Annotated in this window: 13 protein-coding genes; all 13 read left to right on the top strand. The window is 44.3% G+C overall.

Features of this window, described 5'->3' with window-relative positions; genetic code table 11:
- Nucleotides 1-112 precede the first annotated feature (112 nt).
- Nucleotides 113-997, top strand: coding sequence for a carbohydrate ABC transporter permease (locus GJB61_RS06480; RefSeq protein WP_154117646.1), 885 nt, complete (start codon nt 113-115; stop codon nt 995-997).
- On the top strand, nt 994-1824 hold the full coding sequence (locus GJB61_RS06475) for a carbohydrate ABC transporter permease (RefSeq protein ID WP_154117645.1): 831 nt from the start codon (nt 994-996) through the stop codon (nt 1822-1824). Before GJB61_RS06480 ends, GJB61_RS06475 begins: the two co-directional genes overlap by 4 nt.
- 20 nt (nt 1825-1844) lie before the next feature.
- Nucleotides 1845-2510 (top strand): RraA family protein, encoded by a 666-nt coding sequence (locus GJB61_RS06470; RefSeq protein WP_154117644.1) that lies wholly within the window; start codon nt 1845-1847, stop codon nt 2508-2510.
- Nucleotides 2510-3523: a zinc-dependent alcohol dehydrogenase gene (locus GJB61_RS06465; RefSeq protein ID WP_154117643.1), complete on the top strand. Its 1014-nt coding sequence runs from the start codon at nt 2510-2512 to the stop codon at nt 3521-3523. The genes GJB61_RS06470 and GJB61_RS06465 overlap by 1 nt, the downstream gene beginning before the upstream one ends.
- 41 nt (nt 3524-3564) lie before the next feature.
- Complete coding sequence (locus tag GJB61_RS06460) at nt 3565-4308, top strand: PIG-L deacetylase family protein (protein WP_229521557.1); 744 nt, start codon at nt 3565-3567, stop codon at nt 4306-4308.
- A 2-nt stretch (nt 4309-4310) separates the two neighbouring features.
- Nucleotides 4311-5471 (top strand): mandelate racemase/muconate lactonizing enzyme family protein, encoded by a 1161-nt coding sequence (locus GJB61_RS06455; RefSeq protein ID WP_154117641.1) that lies wholly within the window; start codon nt 4311-4313, stop codon nt 5469-5471.
- Entirely contained in the window at nt 5468-6310 is an 843-nt protein-coding gene (locus tag GJB61_RS06450; RefSeq protein WP_154117640.1) for an amidohydrolase family protein, read from the top strand. The genes GJB61_RS06455 and GJB61_RS06450 overlap by 4 nt, the downstream gene beginning before the upstream one ends.
- An 18-nt stretch (nt 6311-6328) precedes the next feature.
- The gene (locus GJB61_RS06445; RefSeq protein ID WP_154117639.1) at nt 6329-8992 is read left to right on the top strand and encodes a DUF4082 domain-containing protein; all 2664 of its coding nucleotides are present in this window, start codon (nt 6329-6331) and stop codon (nt 8990-8992) included.
- Nucleotides 8993-9444: 452 nt separating this feature from the next.
- Complete coding sequence (locus tag GJB61_RS06440; protein WP_338115689.1) at nt 9445-10998, top strand: response regulator; 1554 nt, start codon at nt 9445-9447, stop codon at nt 10996-10998.
- Between the two features lie 9 nt (nt 10999-11007).
- Complete coding sequence (locus tag GJB61_RS06435) at nt 11008-12789, top strand: cache domain-containing sensor histidine kinase (RefSeq protein WP_154117638.1); 1782 nt, start codon at nt 11008-11010, stop codon at nt 12787-12789.
- Nucleotides 12790-12963: 174 nt separating this feature from the next.
- Nucleotides 12964-14265: an ABC transporter substrate-binding protein gene (locus GJB61_RS06430; protein WP_154117637.1), complete on the top strand. Its 1302-nt coding sequence runs from the start codon at nt 12964-12966 to the stop codon at nt 14263-14265.
- An 86-nt stretch (nt 14266-14351) separates the two neighbouring features.
- Complete coding sequence (locus tag GJB61_RS06425; protein ID WP_338115688.1) at nt 14352-15248, top strand: carbohydrate ABC transporter permease; 897 nt, start codon at nt 14352-14354, stop codon at nt 15246-15248.
- A complete protein-coding gene (locus GJB61_RS06420) occupies nt 15241-16065 on the top strand; it encodes a carbohydrate ABC transporter permease (protein WP_154117636.1) in 825 nt (274 codons plus the stop codon). Before GJB61_RS06425 ends, GJB61_RS06420 begins: the two co-directional genes overlap by 8 nt.
- The last annotated feature ends 287 nt before the right edge of the window (nt 16066-16352 follow it).

Raw genomic sequence — 16352 nt, 5'->3', positions numbered from 1 at the left:
CGATATCTTCAGCTCTTTGCAAACCTAAAAGATAAAACTGGGTCCGTGTGATCCAGTTTTAGGGCTTGCTTCCATTGATAACCTACACCCATTAATCATAGGGAGGTCCTCCATGCAGAAACAAATATTGTGGACAGGGATATTCTTTATGCTCCCGATTTCAATGATTTTATTTATTTTTTTGTTTTTACCCATTCTGCAGTCGCTGTACTACAGCCTCACCAATTGGACGGGCGTAGGGGATTACAGCTTTATCGGCTTTGCTAATTATCAATCGATCTTTACGGATAGCATATTTATGGATACTTTAAAGCGAACGCTGTTCATTGGATTAACTACTGCTTTATTTACAAATTTAGCAGGACTTTTTATTGCTGTATTGCTGGATCAATCTTTATTTACCAAAAATATATTACGTGTGCTCTTTTACCTGCCTAATGTTATTCCTTTCGTTGTTGCTGCCTTTGTTTGGAGATATATGCTGGATGCAAATGACGGACTTCTGAATAGAACACTTTCGATGCTGCTTTCAAAAAATATCCATATTCCCTGGGTAGATTCACCTTCCTATGTGATTTGGTCCATCATCGTGATTTCAGTTTGGCAAATGATGGGTCCTGTCATCATCGTGTATATTGCAGCATTACAGGGAGTGCCGGAGCATTTAAAGGAGGCTGCCTTAATTGAAGGTGCTTCACCTGTCAAAAGCTTTTTTAGTGTAACTTTACCGATGATTGCACCGGGGATTACTGTGAGTGTGCTTATTGGATTATCCAATGGGATACGTATTTTTGATCTTCCTTTTGCTCTGACTGGGGGAGGACCTGCTAACTCTAGTGAGACCCTATCCATCCGGATCTACCGCTATGCTTTTCAGTCCTCGGACTTAGGATATGCGATGTCGGCATCCTTTATATTGACACTGCTAGTCATACTTATTACCTTCTTCTTTGTAGCGATGTCGAGAAGATATGAGGTGGGAGCTGAGGGAGCATGATCATTAGGGGGAAAAAATATGCGGTAGAAATATTTACGATAATTTTTGCAGCAATAGTGTCGATTCCTTTGTATCTGGTGGCTATTAATTCTTTGAAGTCTCATGAGGAAATTGTGCGGAAACCGCTGGCCTTGCCTCATTTCACCGTTGGATTCAGTAATATCACGCGCGCATTTGAGAAGATGGATATCGTGAAGTCGTATTCGACGACCTTAAGCATTGTTGTGCTTGTCATAGCTTGTGGTGTGCTTTTGTCCATGTTAGCAGCCTACGCCGTTTCGAGAATTAACCAACGACCGTTTAAAGTCATGTATTGGGTGTTTTTGTCGGGTATTCTTGTTCCCATTCAATCCGCCATGATCCCGTTAATCTTCATCCTGAAAACCTTCCACTTAAATAACACCTTATTAGGCATAGCCTTGGTTTATACAGCGATTGTGTCTCCATTTGCCATTTTTGTGTTCAGTGGCTTTATGCGCACGATACCCAGAGAGTTGGAGGAAGCTGCATTTATGGATGGGAGTTCTTTAGTGAACACCTTTTTCAAGATTATTCTCCCATTAATCAAACCAGTCACAGCTACAGTTATTATTTTGCAATTTATGTATGTTTGGAATGATATGTTATTACCGCTTGTGTTGTTGAACTCTCAAGATTATCCGACCGTAAGTATCGCTTTATACAAGTTTTTTGGAGCTAGAGGCGCTGCAGATTTGAGCTTATTGTTCGGTGGGATCAGCTTGGCTTTACTTCCGGTAATCATTCTATTCTTGAGTCTTCAACGTTATTTTGTCAAAGGTCTTGTGGCTGGGGCGGTAAAAGGTTGAAAAAACAGGAGGCGCTTACCATGGAAACGATGGAGGATGTACAATTATTTGACATGATGCAGCAGCAATTATATTCGGCAGTGATATGTGACAGTTTGGATGAACTGGGCTACCGAAATCAGGCGATGCATGCCAATATTCGTCCGTTGGAACATAACTATATCATTGCAGGCCGGGCTAAGACGATTCTTTCTGTAGATGTATTTTATATTAGTGATAATCCGTACGTGAAAGAAATAGAAGTGATAGACAGCATTAAACCTGGGGAAATTGTGATCGCTGCGACGAATCAATCCACGCAAAACGGAATGTGGGGGGAGTTATTATCGACGGCTTCCAAGATGCGTGGGGCGCGAGGAGCAATCATTGATGGATACATCAGGGATACGAAAAAAATTATTGAACTTGGATTTCCTGTCTATTCGACAGGATATAAACCGGTAGATTCCAAAGGACGAGGCTTAGTCATTGATTATGATTGTCCGGTCGATGCAGGGGGTGTCAGGGTTCATCCAGGAGATGTTATTTTTGCGGATTATGATGGTGTCGTTGTGATTCCTAATGCTGTGTTATATCAAGTAATGGAATTAGCTCTGGCAAAAGTAACGGGAGAAAATCATTCGCGTGAAGAGTTGCTTACAGGGAAGCTGCTGCGTGAGGTTTACGATAAATATGGTGTTCTGTAATGAAAGCCTATGTGTGGAAGGAAACCGGCAGGATTGAAAAGGAAATCCATTGGTCTACACCTGAGTATGGAAGTCATGAGGTGCTCATTGCTATAAAATCTGAAGGGATATGCACAACGGATATCCATATGGTGTCAGGAAAGCTTGATTTTGCTAAACCCCCATGGGTACTAGGGCATGAAATGTCAGGTGTGATCGTGAAGATTGGGGACGACGTCAAGGGCTGGAAGATCGGGGATCGGGTCGTTATTGACCCGGTTGTCAGCTGTGGGAGCTGCAAATATTGTTTAACCGGTAAAAAGTATTTATGTCCTGACGGAGGCGAATTGGGGACAAATTACGGTAGTGGTGGCTATGGTGAATTTGTGGTAGCGAAACCAAGTAATCTGTATCGTTTGCCTGCTGAGATGAGTTTTGCAGAAGGGGCGATGATGGAGCCATTGAACTGCACATTAGGCGCGATTGATCGAGTTCGGAATATGGTCGGCAGTCATGTGGCTGTATTTGGAGCAGGACCTGCGGGTCTGTTATTTATTCAGTTAGCCAGAGCCTATGGTGCTATAAAGGTGACGTTGCTAGATATTAAAGATGAGCCGTTAGCCTTAGGGTTGAGGCTGGGTGCGGATGAAGTGGTGAACATTACCAAGGTGTCACTTCAAGATTATTTTGCCGAACAAGAAATTGAGGTTGTAGTTGAAGCTTCTGGAAGTGAGGCTGCGATTGGCCATTGCTTCGAATTTGTGGCTAGTAGTGGAACTGTAGTTCTGTACGGGCTAAACGGTCTCCACACCCCTACTATTACTTCGGACATGATCGTTGGCAAAGATTTATCAATAGTTACTTGTACATCAGCCCCCTTGCTGTGGTACAAAGGAATTCGGTTGGTGCAAGCAGGTAAGGTGAATGTGAAGGATATTATCACTCAGCAGGTCCCATTTGATGAAGCAGAAGCGTTACTTGAAGAGATTATGGATGGCAAAAGTTCTGCGACCAAAACCGTTCTCAGCTATTAGCTTATGCTGAATTTACGATGAAATGGAGGCTATATTTGCCAATGCAAATTCTTGCAATAGGTGCTCATCCGGATGATATCGAGCTGCAGTGTGCTGGAACGCTTGCGATGTATGTCAAGCAAGGTCATCAGGTATTTATGGCGGTGGTTACTAATGGAAACATGGGGAATTATGATGTGGCACCAGAAGAACTAGCCCGAATTAGAGAAGCTGAATTCAACCAATCCTGCACTGTTCTTGGAGCGACTCCAATCTGGATGAACTACCCTGATGAGCTGTTAGAAAACACCGTACAGAATAGACTGGTGTTTGTGGATATGCTGCGCAGCATTAATCCGGATCTCGTGATTACACACGGAGCAAATGATTATCATCCTGACCATCGTTATACGCATCAATTAGTCTGGGATGCACTGCCGTTAGCAGGGATCGCAAATATTAAGACGAAGCACCCTGCAACCAATCGCCAGGTTACGCTATATATGATGGATAATTTGGGTGGGATTGACTTCCATCCCACAGAATTTGTAGATATTACAGAGACCCTCGAGCTAAAGAAAGCAGCGTTGTCCAAGCATGCGAGTCAAACCCGTATTTTCCATGATCTATTGGATATAGATCTGCTGGATGTGATAGAAACGGTCGGGAAATTCCGTGGATATCAAGCCGGGTGCAAATATGCTGAAGGATTTACCAAAGTTGAGGCCTGGTATCGGGGCTTGTCGAAAAGGCTGCTTCCAGAGAGTGATCAGGAATCGCGCTTCAATTATAAAACGGAGGGCTGACTATGAAGATTACAGATATTGAATTATCTATTCTAGAAAGTCCTTATCACTACGGCATGAGTTCAGAAGCTACAGACTCGCGAGGTCCCCAATATGCGCTTATCGTGAAGGTGCATACAGACGAAGGGATTACAGGCATTGCGGATTGCGACTCTCATCCCCATATTATGAAGGCTTTTATCGATGCCCCCAGTTATATACATGCTTTTGCCGAAGGTCTGAAGTATGCAGTCATTGGTGAGAACCCCTTTGAATACGACAAAATTTGGACGAAAATGTATCAATCCTCATTTTACCAAGGACGCAGAGGTGCTGCTATTCATGCGATGAGTGCCATTGATATTGCCATTTGGGATATTATCGGCAAAGCCACAGGGCAATCTGTGAGTGTGATGCTTGGGGGAAGAAATCATGAGAAAATACTAGCTTATGCCAGTACATTATTCCGTAATACTCCGCAAGAAATGAAAGAGGCTGTGCAAAAATACCGTGGACTTGGGTATAAGGCGGTCAAATTTGGGTGGGGTATCGTCACGGAAAATCCACTGCAAATCGTTTCACTAGTTGAAGCTGCTCGTCTGGAAGCGGGCCCTGATATGGATATTATGGTTGACGGAATGTGGACCTCAGATGTAAAGCTTGCGATTCAACTGGTGAAGGAGCTGGAGCATTATAAGGTGTTTTTTGTGGAGGAGCCTTTAAAGTCAGATAATTTAGCAGGCTATAAAAAGCTGGCAAATGCCGTCAACGCCAGAATTGCTTGTGGTGAGCAGCTTGCAGGATTGTATGAATATAAGCAACTGCTTGAAGAAGGAGATGTGGATATCATTCAGCCGGATATTTCACGAGCAGGGGGTTTGACTGAGGTCAGAAAGCTGGTCACGATGGTGGAACAGTCTGGGAAGCTATTAATTCCTCATGCTTGGACCTCTGACATTCTTACGGCTGCTTCTTTACATCTGAATTCTTATCAGAAGAACCCCGTATTTCAAGAGTTTTGTACCAATGATACTCCGCTGAGTCGCGAACTTGTCACTAACCCCTTGCAGCTAGATTCTGAGGGTTATGTGCATGTTCCATCAACACCAGGCTTAGGCGTGGAACTCAATGAAGAAGTTATTCGAAGATACGCGATAGATACTTTGGTGGTGAATACATTATGATTGTTGATTGTCATACGCATTTGTTTGGCCCTGGTCATGTAGGTGGAAGCTTCTTATCGGATGCTAAACGAGCTTGGGGTAATGATTACGAATTAATGATAACCCCGGAAGATCATTGGAACGCTTATGAAGAAGTCGATGGCGCAATTGTGCTGGCTTTTAATTGTCCTGCAACAGGAGTGATTGTACCTAATGATTATGTAGCTGAATATGTAGGAAAACATCCTAGCCGATTATTTGGCTTCGCAAGTGTGAATCCGCATGATAGCGACGCTCCGCAGCAGTTGGAATATGCGGTGAAGGAGCTTGGCCTGGTTGGTTTGAAGCTAGCTCCCATCTATCAGAATTTCTATCCAGATCGCGAGCAATATTTTCCAATTTACGCCAAGGCACAGGAGCTTAAGGTCCCCATTCTGTGGCATCAGGGGACTTCGTTTGTATCCGCTGGGTTTCTTGACGCATCCCGCCCGGCAATGCTGGATCCCATCGCCAGAGCTTTCCCGGATTTGAAGATGGTTATTGCTCATCTCGGTCATCCATGGCACGGCGAATGTGTCTCGGTCATTCGTAAGAATCCGAATGTATATGCGGATATGTCAGCGCTTGGAGCACGACCTTGGCAGTTTTATAATGCCATGATGAATGTTACGGAGTATCGTGTCGCGGACAAAGTGTTATTTGGCAGCGACTATCCGTTCTTCAGCACTCAGCAGACGATCGACACTTTTCGTAATATCAATGCCCTTGTGGAAGGAACTCATCTGCCACGTATTCCTGAGTCGGATATCGAAGCTATTATTCACCGCAACACCCCAGAAATATTGGGACTCGTGAAATAGAAGGATGGAGGAGAGTTTATGAAGACCAAAGGAAATGGTTATAAATCTTTCAATGTTGTACTTATTGCAATCTTCTTATTATCGATTTGGGTGATTTCCATACCAAAAACCGTTTATGCGCTGGACACAAGTGTATTAAGCTATGGAGCGGTTGGGAATGGGACTACCAATGACCGGGCTGCCATTCAATCCGCTATTGATGCTGTATCTGCTGCAGGGGGAGGGACTGTAAATCTTCCTGGAGGTTATACCTTCCTCACTGGTGATCTCACGCTCAAAGACAATGTAACTCTAAACATTAATACAAACGCTATTTTGAAACAAAGCCAGGTTATTGCTGATTATGCTCATCCGCAGACATTTGGCAGGTTAAAGACAGGGGCTATCCCATTTAACGCTTGGGCAGATTACAATTATCCACTTATTTATGCAGGGACCGGAACTCATGATATTGCGATTACCGGTTCTGGTACAATTCAAATGACTAACACGGGGAATGATGATACAAGCATTATCATTCATGCCATTGGATTCTTTGATGTAAGTGAGTTTTCCATATCCAATATTACCATTGATAATGCATCGATGTATAACATCACTGTAAGACAGTCTGATCACGGTGACATTAGTGGCGTCACCACATCCAATCCGGCATCTATGAATAGTGATGGAGTAAGCTTGGCAAACTCTCAGTATATTCACGTGCACGATAATAGCCTGACAACAGCTGATGATGGCATTTATGTATGGGCATCGTACAATGATCCTCGAGGAGGAACATGGTGGTCTACAGCCAATCCTGAGCCTTCTCATGATATTGAAGTTGACCACAATTATGTCAACGATACAGGTGTTCAAGATAGTAACGGGTTTGTCTTCATTAACTGGACGGGGGTTGCACCGGATCAATCGAAGGTCGAGATCTCGAAGGTGAATGTACATGATAACACCTTTATTGCAACACGTCCGATCGGTGCGCTGACTTATGATGTATACACACCAGGTACGAGTACACCGTTGAAATCCATTACTTTTAAAAATAACATACTAATAGCAGTGCCCAGCACAGGCGCAAAGGTTCATTCAAGCTTCAGCGATCTACCAATGACCGATTTTTCAGGAGATGCTGATTTTGCCGGGATTACTAGCTCTACCACATTAGTAAATACAAATTTTGATTCCGCAGGATCTTCAAGCACGACTTATAAAGGTACAAGTTTCTGGTCTACTGAAGGTGACTCAGGTGCAGATAATGCAGCGGTTAGTCAGCCTGGAGGCTACTGGGGTTACATCAAATCCTTTAACCTTGGAAATTCCGCGATCTATCAAGGCGTACATTTGACTCCGGGAACGTATACGTTTTCTGCATCTGTTCAGAGTAGTGGGGCTAGCATTCGTATGTTTGCTATTCAGGCTTCCAGTGGTACCGTTGTACAAAGTTCGTCGTTCACTAACACAAGCTGGGCTAGCAAATCCATTACATTTACAGTAACTACCACAGGAACCTACAGAGTGGGCATTGATAGTACGGGTAGCGGGACTAGTTCAAGTTCCTTTGGGAGGATTGACTCGGCCGCTTTGACTGCTGGAGGAACCCCAACCCCAACGCCAACCCCAACACCGACATCGACGCCAACGCCAAGCGATGGCCCCACATCCATATTAACGAGTGAGACACCGCTCGGATATGATAATGATGCCCCATACGAACTAGGAACTAAATTCTATGCAATTGTGGATGGGACTGTTTCAAAGGTTAGAATATACACCCCTTCAAGTGAGGGTGGAAGCCATAATGTGCGGATCTGGAATGTTTCGACGGGCACAGTTGTAGCAGGTCCGTATAGCTGGACGGTTACATCAGGCACTGCAGGGTGGAAGGAATATATACTTCCGACTTCACTGAGCATTACAGCAAACACAGATTATATCGTTTCCGTATCCAACAGTACAGATCAATGGTATCCTGCCACAGTAGGAGGCTATTCCACTCCTATCAATAATGGCTACCTGCGCACGTATTCAGGAAGTGGAACTTACTCAACTACACTTGGGATCATGCCAATTACCCAATTTGGGAATGCAAATTACTTTAGAGATATTGTCTTCACCGCTTCGGGGGGGAGTACACCAACACCAACACCAACACCAACACCGACACCGACACCGACACCGACACCGACACCAACACCAACACCGACACCAAGTAGTACCTCGACGACTATCTTTACTACCCAAACACCCGCTGGGTTTAGTAGTGATACACAGTATGAATTAGGAACAAAGTTCTATTCTACGGTGAATGGAACCCTATCTAAAGTTAGGATATATACCAATGCTGCAGAAGGTGGAAGTCACAATGTGCGGATCTGGAATGTTTCGACGGGCACAGTTGTAGCAGGTCCGTATAGCTGGACAGTTACATCAGGCACTGCAGGTTGGAAAGAGTATACACTCCCGACTTCACTTAGTATTACAGCTAATACAGATTATATTGTCTCTGTGTCGAACAGTACTGATAATTTGTATGCAGCCACTTCTAGCGGATTTAGTAGTCCCATTAATAACGGATACCTGCATACCTACACAGGAAGTGGTCTTTATTCGACAACACTTGGGGCTATGCCTACCAATCAATATGGAAATACCAATTACTTTAGAGATATTGTTTTCACTCCTTAATTGAATTAACAAACAGCGGTAGAATGGTCTCATAGTAGACCCTATGGATATCACCGAAAGCGCAGTCGATTAGGCTGCGTTTTTGCGCATAGAGCCACTTCCAACGGCTGTAACAGACGACAGCAGATTGAAATAGAGGGGAATTCTCCCCCTAATTATACTGTAATCAGGATATTTTAGAGATTAGAGGGAGGAATTCCCTTTATCTTAAAAATACGGATAAGGACCTGAGGCGGAGCGTCGGGTTTTTCTTAAAAGATAAGAATTTATATGTTTAACCTTATAGATGATCCTTATATTTCTCGAAGAAACGGCTACCTTCCATAAAGGACAGGAAGCCGTTTCTTCTTATGTCAGGTAATAAGCATTTGACCTTCCAGACGAAAGCGCACTATAATCCCAACATGGGTTGAACGTGTGTAAAGCTTAATTAAAGAAGGCGGGGGTTAACTGTGAACCAACTGTGCAAGGTGCTAATTGTGGATGATGAAATATTGGTTCGGCAGGGGATCAAATACTTGCTGGACTGGGAGCGGGAAGGCTTTCAAATTGTCGGGGAAGCCTCGAACGGGCAGGAGGCACTCGACTTTCTGAAGATAGAGAAGCCACATATTGTGATCACCGATATCGTGATGCCGGTGATGAATGGTGAGGAATTGACACGGCTCGTGAAGCGGGATCATCCTGAGATGGAGGTCATTGTGCTTAGCAGCTTCAGTGAATTTGACTATGTACGCTCTACTTTTCAGAACGGAGTGGCTGACTATATTTTGAAACCGAAGCTGGAGGCAGAAGCGTTGCTTCAGGTATTAAGAAAGACAAGAGGCCGAATTCCCGGTCTTGAATCAATGGAAGCACCGCAGGATCATAACCTTTCGGTAGATTCAATACTCAGCAGGCTTGTAGCCGGTTACGAAATTCAGGTGGATGCGGACTTTGTTAGGCTACAGTTTCCGCATGAACTATTCAGCTTTCTCGGCTGTGAGGTTAACCGTTCAGTGCTTAAGGATAGGCATTACGTGAACCAGTTTAGAGAAAGTATAGAAACGATGCTTAAGGAGAATGTTCCAGGTCTCGTACAGCATACGATCTCAGGAGAGCAGGAGGGAATTGTATTTCTGCTTAACCTAGAGGAGAAAAGGTGGCTTGAAACCGTTCAGGCGGTTAAATCATTCTCGCAGTCTGTTGTCGAGAGCCAGCCGGAGCTGCGCTTTACACTTAGCCAGGCATTCCGGCAGTTTAGCGAGGCGGCAGGGGTGTATCAGGAGAGCCATGTGAAACTCCAACAATATCGTTTCTTTTTCCCTTATGAGGTATTACTAATCCACAGCGAGCTTCCGGCACAGGAGGCCGAGCCTGAAAAATTTAATCTGACCCAGTTCACGGAGCAGCTCAAGCGTCTGCAACTGGAGGAAGCGTTCACGGAGCTGAGACAGTATGTGACTTCATTATCTCACCATTATGAAAGTGATATCTTTCAGTTCAAATCTTTTTTAGGCAATATTATCTTTAATGTTACCAATCAGTTCAGCCATATTAAGGACCTAGAAGAGCAGAAATATGCACTGTTTCGGGCAATCGATGAAGCTAAATTTGCGGATGAAGCGATAGGGATTTTGGGAGTTTTTTTGGACCAGGTTCAGGATCAGACCTCTTCCTTGACTCAATCTCCGGGTAGTATTGTCAACATGAAGAAGCTGCTGGATTACATCGATGAGCATTATACTGAGCCGCTTAGCCTAACCGAGCTGGCCCGTCATTTCCACTTTAATCCTTCTTATCTGTCGAGTCTGTTTACTGCGCACAACAAAGAAGGCTTCAAAGAGCATCTGAATACAATCAGAACGGATAAAGCAGCTGAGCTGCTGCGTGCGGGTGAGGCGCCAATCTCGGAGATCAGTAGTATGGTCGGCTACGGGGATCACAGCTATTTTTGCAAAGTGTTTAAGAAATATACAGGATTATCACCAAGCGGCTATAGAAGGCAATATTACAGTCAGGAGTAGGAGATGCGCATGAGAGGATTCTGGGAACGCTACAAGTTTCATAGCCTGTTTATCAAAATATTTATCGTTATGGTCTTCAGCATTGTTGCTGTGGCCATTGCCGCTTCGTGGACTACGGTCCGTATGTCGGAGCGGCTGTTCATGGAAACCTTCAGCATTACAAACTCTAAGGTCATCAACCAAATTAAAGCAAACTTCGAATCTTTTCATTACTCGATTGTGACGGCAACCAATAATACAGGTCTCAGTGGCACGATTAAGAGTTTCTTGACCGAGGAGGATTCCAATTCCCTGCGGGTGCTGAGAACCTATTACAACATGACTACGCAGATGAAAAAGATTCAGTCCAATGTGGATGCCTATCAGGTCGGTATCAAGATTATGGGGAAAAATGGACGCAGCTTTTCCACCAATACGAACAACCTGCTGATGACTGACAATGAGCTGAGAAATCATAAGCTGACGTTAAATACACTGGCTGAACCCAAAAGACTGATGTATCAGTTCTACCAGGAGAGCAGCACGGTGTCCTCCAAGCAAGAGGCAGAAATTGTAGCAAGCAAGGCACTAATGGAACGGACAACAGGAGATATTTATGGGACGCTGTATATAACGATTCAGGAAAAGAACTTCCATACTTTTTATGCGAGCTTTGTAAGTACGGGCAACGATGTAGCTATACTCAATAAAGAAGGGCAGATTGTTTCCAGCAATCGTGCAGAACTGCTTGGACAGCAAGCAGATGATCTACTGGGTTATGCGCAGAAAATTGAGAGCAAAGGACTGGATTATGTAAACGTAGATTTCAAAGGTAAAGACATGATTGTGCTGGCAGATTATCTGTCTTCTTATGATTTCTATATTGTGAACCTGATCGACAAAAAGACAGCTTTAGGCCAGATGGTGGATAGCAAAATGGTTGCTTTGATCTGTTCGGCAATCGTGCTGGTAGCGCTGGTTGTTGTATTTTTAATTTCCAGAAGGCTGACCCGCTCGTTGACCCTGCTCACCCGGCAAATGTCGAAAATCACGGAACGCAATTTCCACAATTATATTACAGTTACCGGGAGTTTCGAGTTCCAGGAGCTTGGTCATGCCTATAACTATATGCTAGATGAGTTAAACGATTACGTGGACAAGCTTGTACACACGCAAAAAGAACAGCGCAATGCTGAACTTGCTGCATTACAGCACCAGATAAATCCACATTTCCTGTATAATACGTTGGCTTCGGTTAACTTTCTGGTTCAGCAAGGCAGCAAGGAGAAGGCGGTGCAGACGATTCATGCTCTGATCTCGATGTTGCAAAATGCCCTGAGCAACGTTAGTGAGACGATCACTGTGATGCAGGAGTTGGAGAATCTGAAGTCGTATGTGTTTATTAACCATGTGCGTTATGGAGAGCGGATCAGAGTGAATTTCTTTATCTCGCCAGATTGCACGGAGTTTTATGTACCTAAGCTGATTATTCAGCCGTTTATTGAGAATGCTTTTTTCCATGCCTTTAATCGGAAAACTGAGGGCTATATCCATGTGCTGATCTCCCAGGATGCCGGTTCGCTAATTTGCGAGGTTGTGGATAACGGCGATGGAATGGATAACGGTCACACAGAGCTGCCCGGGGCGGAGAGCAAACGTCAGCTGTTCACTGGCATTGGGATGAAGAATGTACATGATAGAATTATACTTTTATATGGAGAGGAATATGGAGTTACGGTAGTGAGCAATATAAATGAAGGGACCGCAATAAAAATTCGCTTGCCGTTAATATTGGTTTCAAGCCAAAATTAATACCAATTTCTAAATAAAGAACAAATGTTATAAAGTTAGCGCTTACAATGTGGCGATATAATGACTAATCCGTATAAAGTAATTTCTAACGATCTCTATGGAGGCGATGATAAGATATTCATGTAAATAGAAAACGCTTTCAACAACACAAAACGGTTAAAGGGGAGCAAGCAAATGAAAAAGAGCTTTGTGTTATTACTGATTTGCATGATCATGCTAACAGCCTGCGGTTCAAATTCGAACACCAAAAACAATGCGGAAGCAGGAACCACGGGGGCTGAGAAGGCCAAGGAAATCACGATTTGGGCATGGGACCCAGCCTTTAATATTGCTGCACTTGAAGTGGCGAAGGCGAAATATGCGGCTGCTAATCCCGATGTGAAGATTAATATCGTCGAGTATGCCCAGAGTGATATTATTCAAAAGCTGAATACCGGCCTCAACTCAGGCACTACAAAAGGTTTGCCGAACGTCGTGCTGATCGAGGATTATCGGGCGCAGGGTTTCCTACAGTCCTATAAAGACTCTTTCTATGATCTCAGCAGCTCCATTAAGGGTGCAGATTTTGCGGATTACAAGAGCGGACCGACAAGCCTTGACGGCAAGCAATATGGAGTTCCTTTCGATTCTGGTGTAACTGGTTTGTATGTCAGAACGGACTATCTGGAGCAAGCCGGCTACAAGCTGGCCGATCTGCAGGACATTGATTGGAAAGAATACATCGAAATTGGTAAAAAGATAAAAGAGAAAACGGGTAAAGCCCTGATTACACTAGACCCTAATGACCTCGGCCTGATCCGCACGATGATTCAATCTGCAGGCTCATGGTATTTGTCAGAAGACGGCCAGACTCCTGATATCGCAAGTAATGTAGCGCTGAAGGAAGCCTTCGAGATCTATAAAGAGATGATGGAAGCCGATGTAGCTAACGTTCATGCGGACTGGAGCCAATTCGTCGCCGCGCTGAATAGCGGAGATGTTGCATCTGTGCCAACCGGCAACTGGATATCTCCTTCGATTACTGCTGAAGCTTCTCAATCCGGTAAATGGGGAATCGCTCCATACCCGACTCTGCCGGGCAATGATAAATCGGTTCATGCGTCCAATCTCGGCGGTAGTTCATGGTACGTCATGAATGTGGATGGCAAAGAGACAGCTGCTGACTTTATGGCAACAACCTTCGGCTCCGATTCAGAAATGTATCAAACGCTGCTAACAGATATCGGAGTCATCGGTACATTTAAAGCAGCTGCTAGCGGCGAAGCTTACAGTCAGGCCAGCGAGTTCTTCGGCGGACAAAAGATTGTTTCCGACTTTGCAGCCTGGACTGAGCAAATTCCAAGTGTAAACTATGGTGTGCACACATACGCTATAGAGGACATTCTGATTGTGGAAATGCAAAATTATCTAAACGGCAAGGATATTGATAAGGTGCTTGGTGATGCACAAGCACAGGCTGAATCGCAGATAAAATAATTACCAGCAAACCTTGGGCGTAACCAGCTGCTCCTAGCGGTGCGTCCAAGGTTTATTCATACCTATATTTAAGGAGGTGGGCCGATGTGAGAAATGCCAATTCTAACCTTAACATCCGCCGCAAAGGCGTATTAACCGGATGGACATTCGTCCTGTTATCCGTCGTAATGATCTTTATCTTTTATTTCTATCCGATGGTGCAGGCTTTAATCATGTCCTTTCAGACCGGTACAGGAAGTAATCTTGAATTTACTGGTTTCAGTAACTATACCCGCTTGTTCGATGATTCAATGTTCATCACAGCCGTCAAGAATACGTTCATTTATTTATTGATTCAAGTACCAGTAATGATTATTCTGGCCCTCTTCATATCGGTGCTGCTGAATGACAGCAAGCTGAAATTCAAGGGGTTTTTTCGGACAGCGATCTTCTTGCCTTGCGTGACCTCGCTTGTTGCTTATTCTATCGTATTTAAGTATTTGTTCGCGGGTGATGGCCTTGTGAACTCAATGTTATTAAATCTGCATTTGATCGATACACCAATAGGCTGGATAACTGATCCTTTCTGGGCCAAAATCACAATCATTATCGCGATTACGTGGCGCTGGACAGGGTACAATATGATTTTTTATCTGTCCGCTCTGCAAAATATTGACCATTCTATATACGAGGCAGCCAGAATTGATGGGGCTTCGGCAACACGGCAGTTCTTTGGTATTACCGTGCCGCTGTTGAAGCCGATCATCCTGTTTACCTCCATTACCTCAACGATCGGTACGCTGCAGTTGTTTGATGAGGTTATGAACATTACGAAGGGTGGACCGGGAAATGCTACGCTTACGATCTCGCAATACATCTACAATCTGTCCTTTAAATATTCAGCTGACTTCGGGTATGCGGCTACGGTTTCCTATTCGATCGTTATCATGATCATCTTGCTTTCGTTCCTCCAGTTCAAAGTGGCAGGTGATAAAAATGGCTAAGAGCAAACGTTTCTTTACCTATCTATTCTTAAGTATCATAGCTATTGTCTCCATCTTCCCCTTCTTGTGGATGGTGATCAGCTCCACCAATAAGTCTGTAGATGTAACTCGCGGACGCTTACTACCCGGTTCCCATCTGCTGGCGAATTTCCAGAAGCTGGTGGAAACGACAGATCTTCAGCTTTCCCTTTTCAATTCAGCCAAAATTTCGCTTACGACAACAGTGCTCGCCCTTCTTATAGCGTCACTGGCAGGCTACGGCTTTGAGGTATTCCGCAGCCGTACAAAGGATATCGTATTCAATATTTTGCTGTTATCCATGATGATTCCGTTTGCGGCGATGATGGTACCGCTCTATCGGATGTTCGCAAGTATCTCCAATGTAGCTCCAGGGATAGGCATTGATACAATGGCCTCGGTGATTCTGCCTACGGTGACAACCGCGTTCCTGATCTTCTTCTTTCGGCAGAGCACGAAAATGTTTCCGAAGGAGCTGCTTGAAGCGGGACGGATAGATGGCCTTAGTGAACTGGGCATCTTCTTCCGAATCTATCTGCCAACGATGAAGACAACCTATGCGGCGGGAGCCATCATTACGTTTATGTCCAGCTGGAACAGCTATCTGTGGCCGTTGATTGTGTTGCAAACGCCACAGACGAAAACTATGCCGCTGCTGATCTCGACGCTCGGCTCGGGTTATGCGCCGGATTATGGGATGATCCTGATTGCGATTGTAATCGGCACGATCCCGACAGCATTGGTGTTCTTCCTGATGCAGAAGCAATTTGTGGCTGGGATGACTGGTTCGGTAAAATAAGCGGGGTCGTTGTTAGATTGCTGTAAGGGCTGCTTAGCTACTAGAAATTACTAATTCGAAATAATTGACAAAAAGAATTACTGCTATGGAACCGTAGTCAAAGAAATTCACTGCTAGGAAAGTTTGGACTTACGATCGCTGTTATCTTCGGATTTCCTGATTGAACCGCTTTTGCGGTCGAAATCCGAAGATAAAGGCGAACGCTACGCTTCTACAGTTTCAAATTTCCTCTTCGTTCCTTTTTGACTTTATGCCAAGCTATAATTCTTTTGAGGTTATATATATTT

The sequence above is a fragment of the Paenibacillus monticola genome (genome assembly GCF_009664975.1).
Taxonomy (GTDB): domain Bacteria; phylum Bacillota; class Bacilli; order Paenibacillales; family Paenibacillaceae; genus Paenibacillus_AQ; species Paenibacillus_AQ monticola.
Note: the sequence above shows the minus strand (reverse complement) of the source record. Positions and strands in the feature narration are given on the sequence as shown.

Coding starts and splice junctions, on each gene's coding strand:
- GJB61_RS06480 (WP_154117646.1), top strand. CDS start 113: ATGCAGAAACAAATATTGTGGACAGGGATATTCTTTATGCTCCCGATT.
- GJB61_RS06475 (WP_154117645.1), top strand. CDS start 994: ATGATCATTAGGGGGAAAAAATATGCGGTAGAAATATTTACGATAATT.
- GJB61_RS06470 (WP_154117644.1), top strand. CDS start 1,845: ATGGAAACGATGGAGGATGTACAATTATTTGACATGATGCAGCAGCAA.
- GJB61_RS06465 (WP_154117643.1), top strand. CDS start 2,510: ATGAAAGCCTATGTGTGGAAGGAAACCGGCAGGATTGAAAAGGAAATC.
- GJB61_RS06460 (WP_229521557.1), top strand. CDS start 3,565: ATGCAAATTCTTGCAATAGGTGCTCATCCGGATGATATCGAGCTGCAG.
- GJB61_RS06455 (WP_154117641.1), top strand. CDS start 4,311: ATGAAGATTACAGATATTGAATTATCTATTCTAGAAAGTCCTTATCAC.
- GJB61_RS06450 (WP_154117640.1), top strand. CDS start 5,468: ATGATTGTTGATTGTCATACGCATTTGTTTGGCCCTGGTCATGTAGGT.
- GJB61_RS06445 (WP_154117639.1), top strand. CDS start 6,329: ATGAAGACCAAAGGAAATGGTTATAAATCTTTCAATGTTGTACTTATT.
- GJB61_RS06435 (WP_154117638.1), top strand. CDS start 11,008: ATGAGAGGATTCTGGGAACGCTACAAGTTTCATAGCCTGTTTATCAAA.
- GJB61_RS06430 (WP_154117637.1), top strand. CDS start 12,964: ATGAAAAAGAGCTTTGTGTTATTACTGATTTGCATGATCATGCTAACA.
- GJB61_RS06420 (WP_154117636.1), top strand. CDS start 15,241: ATGGCTAAGAGCAAACGTTTCTTTACCTATCTATTCTTAAGTATCATA.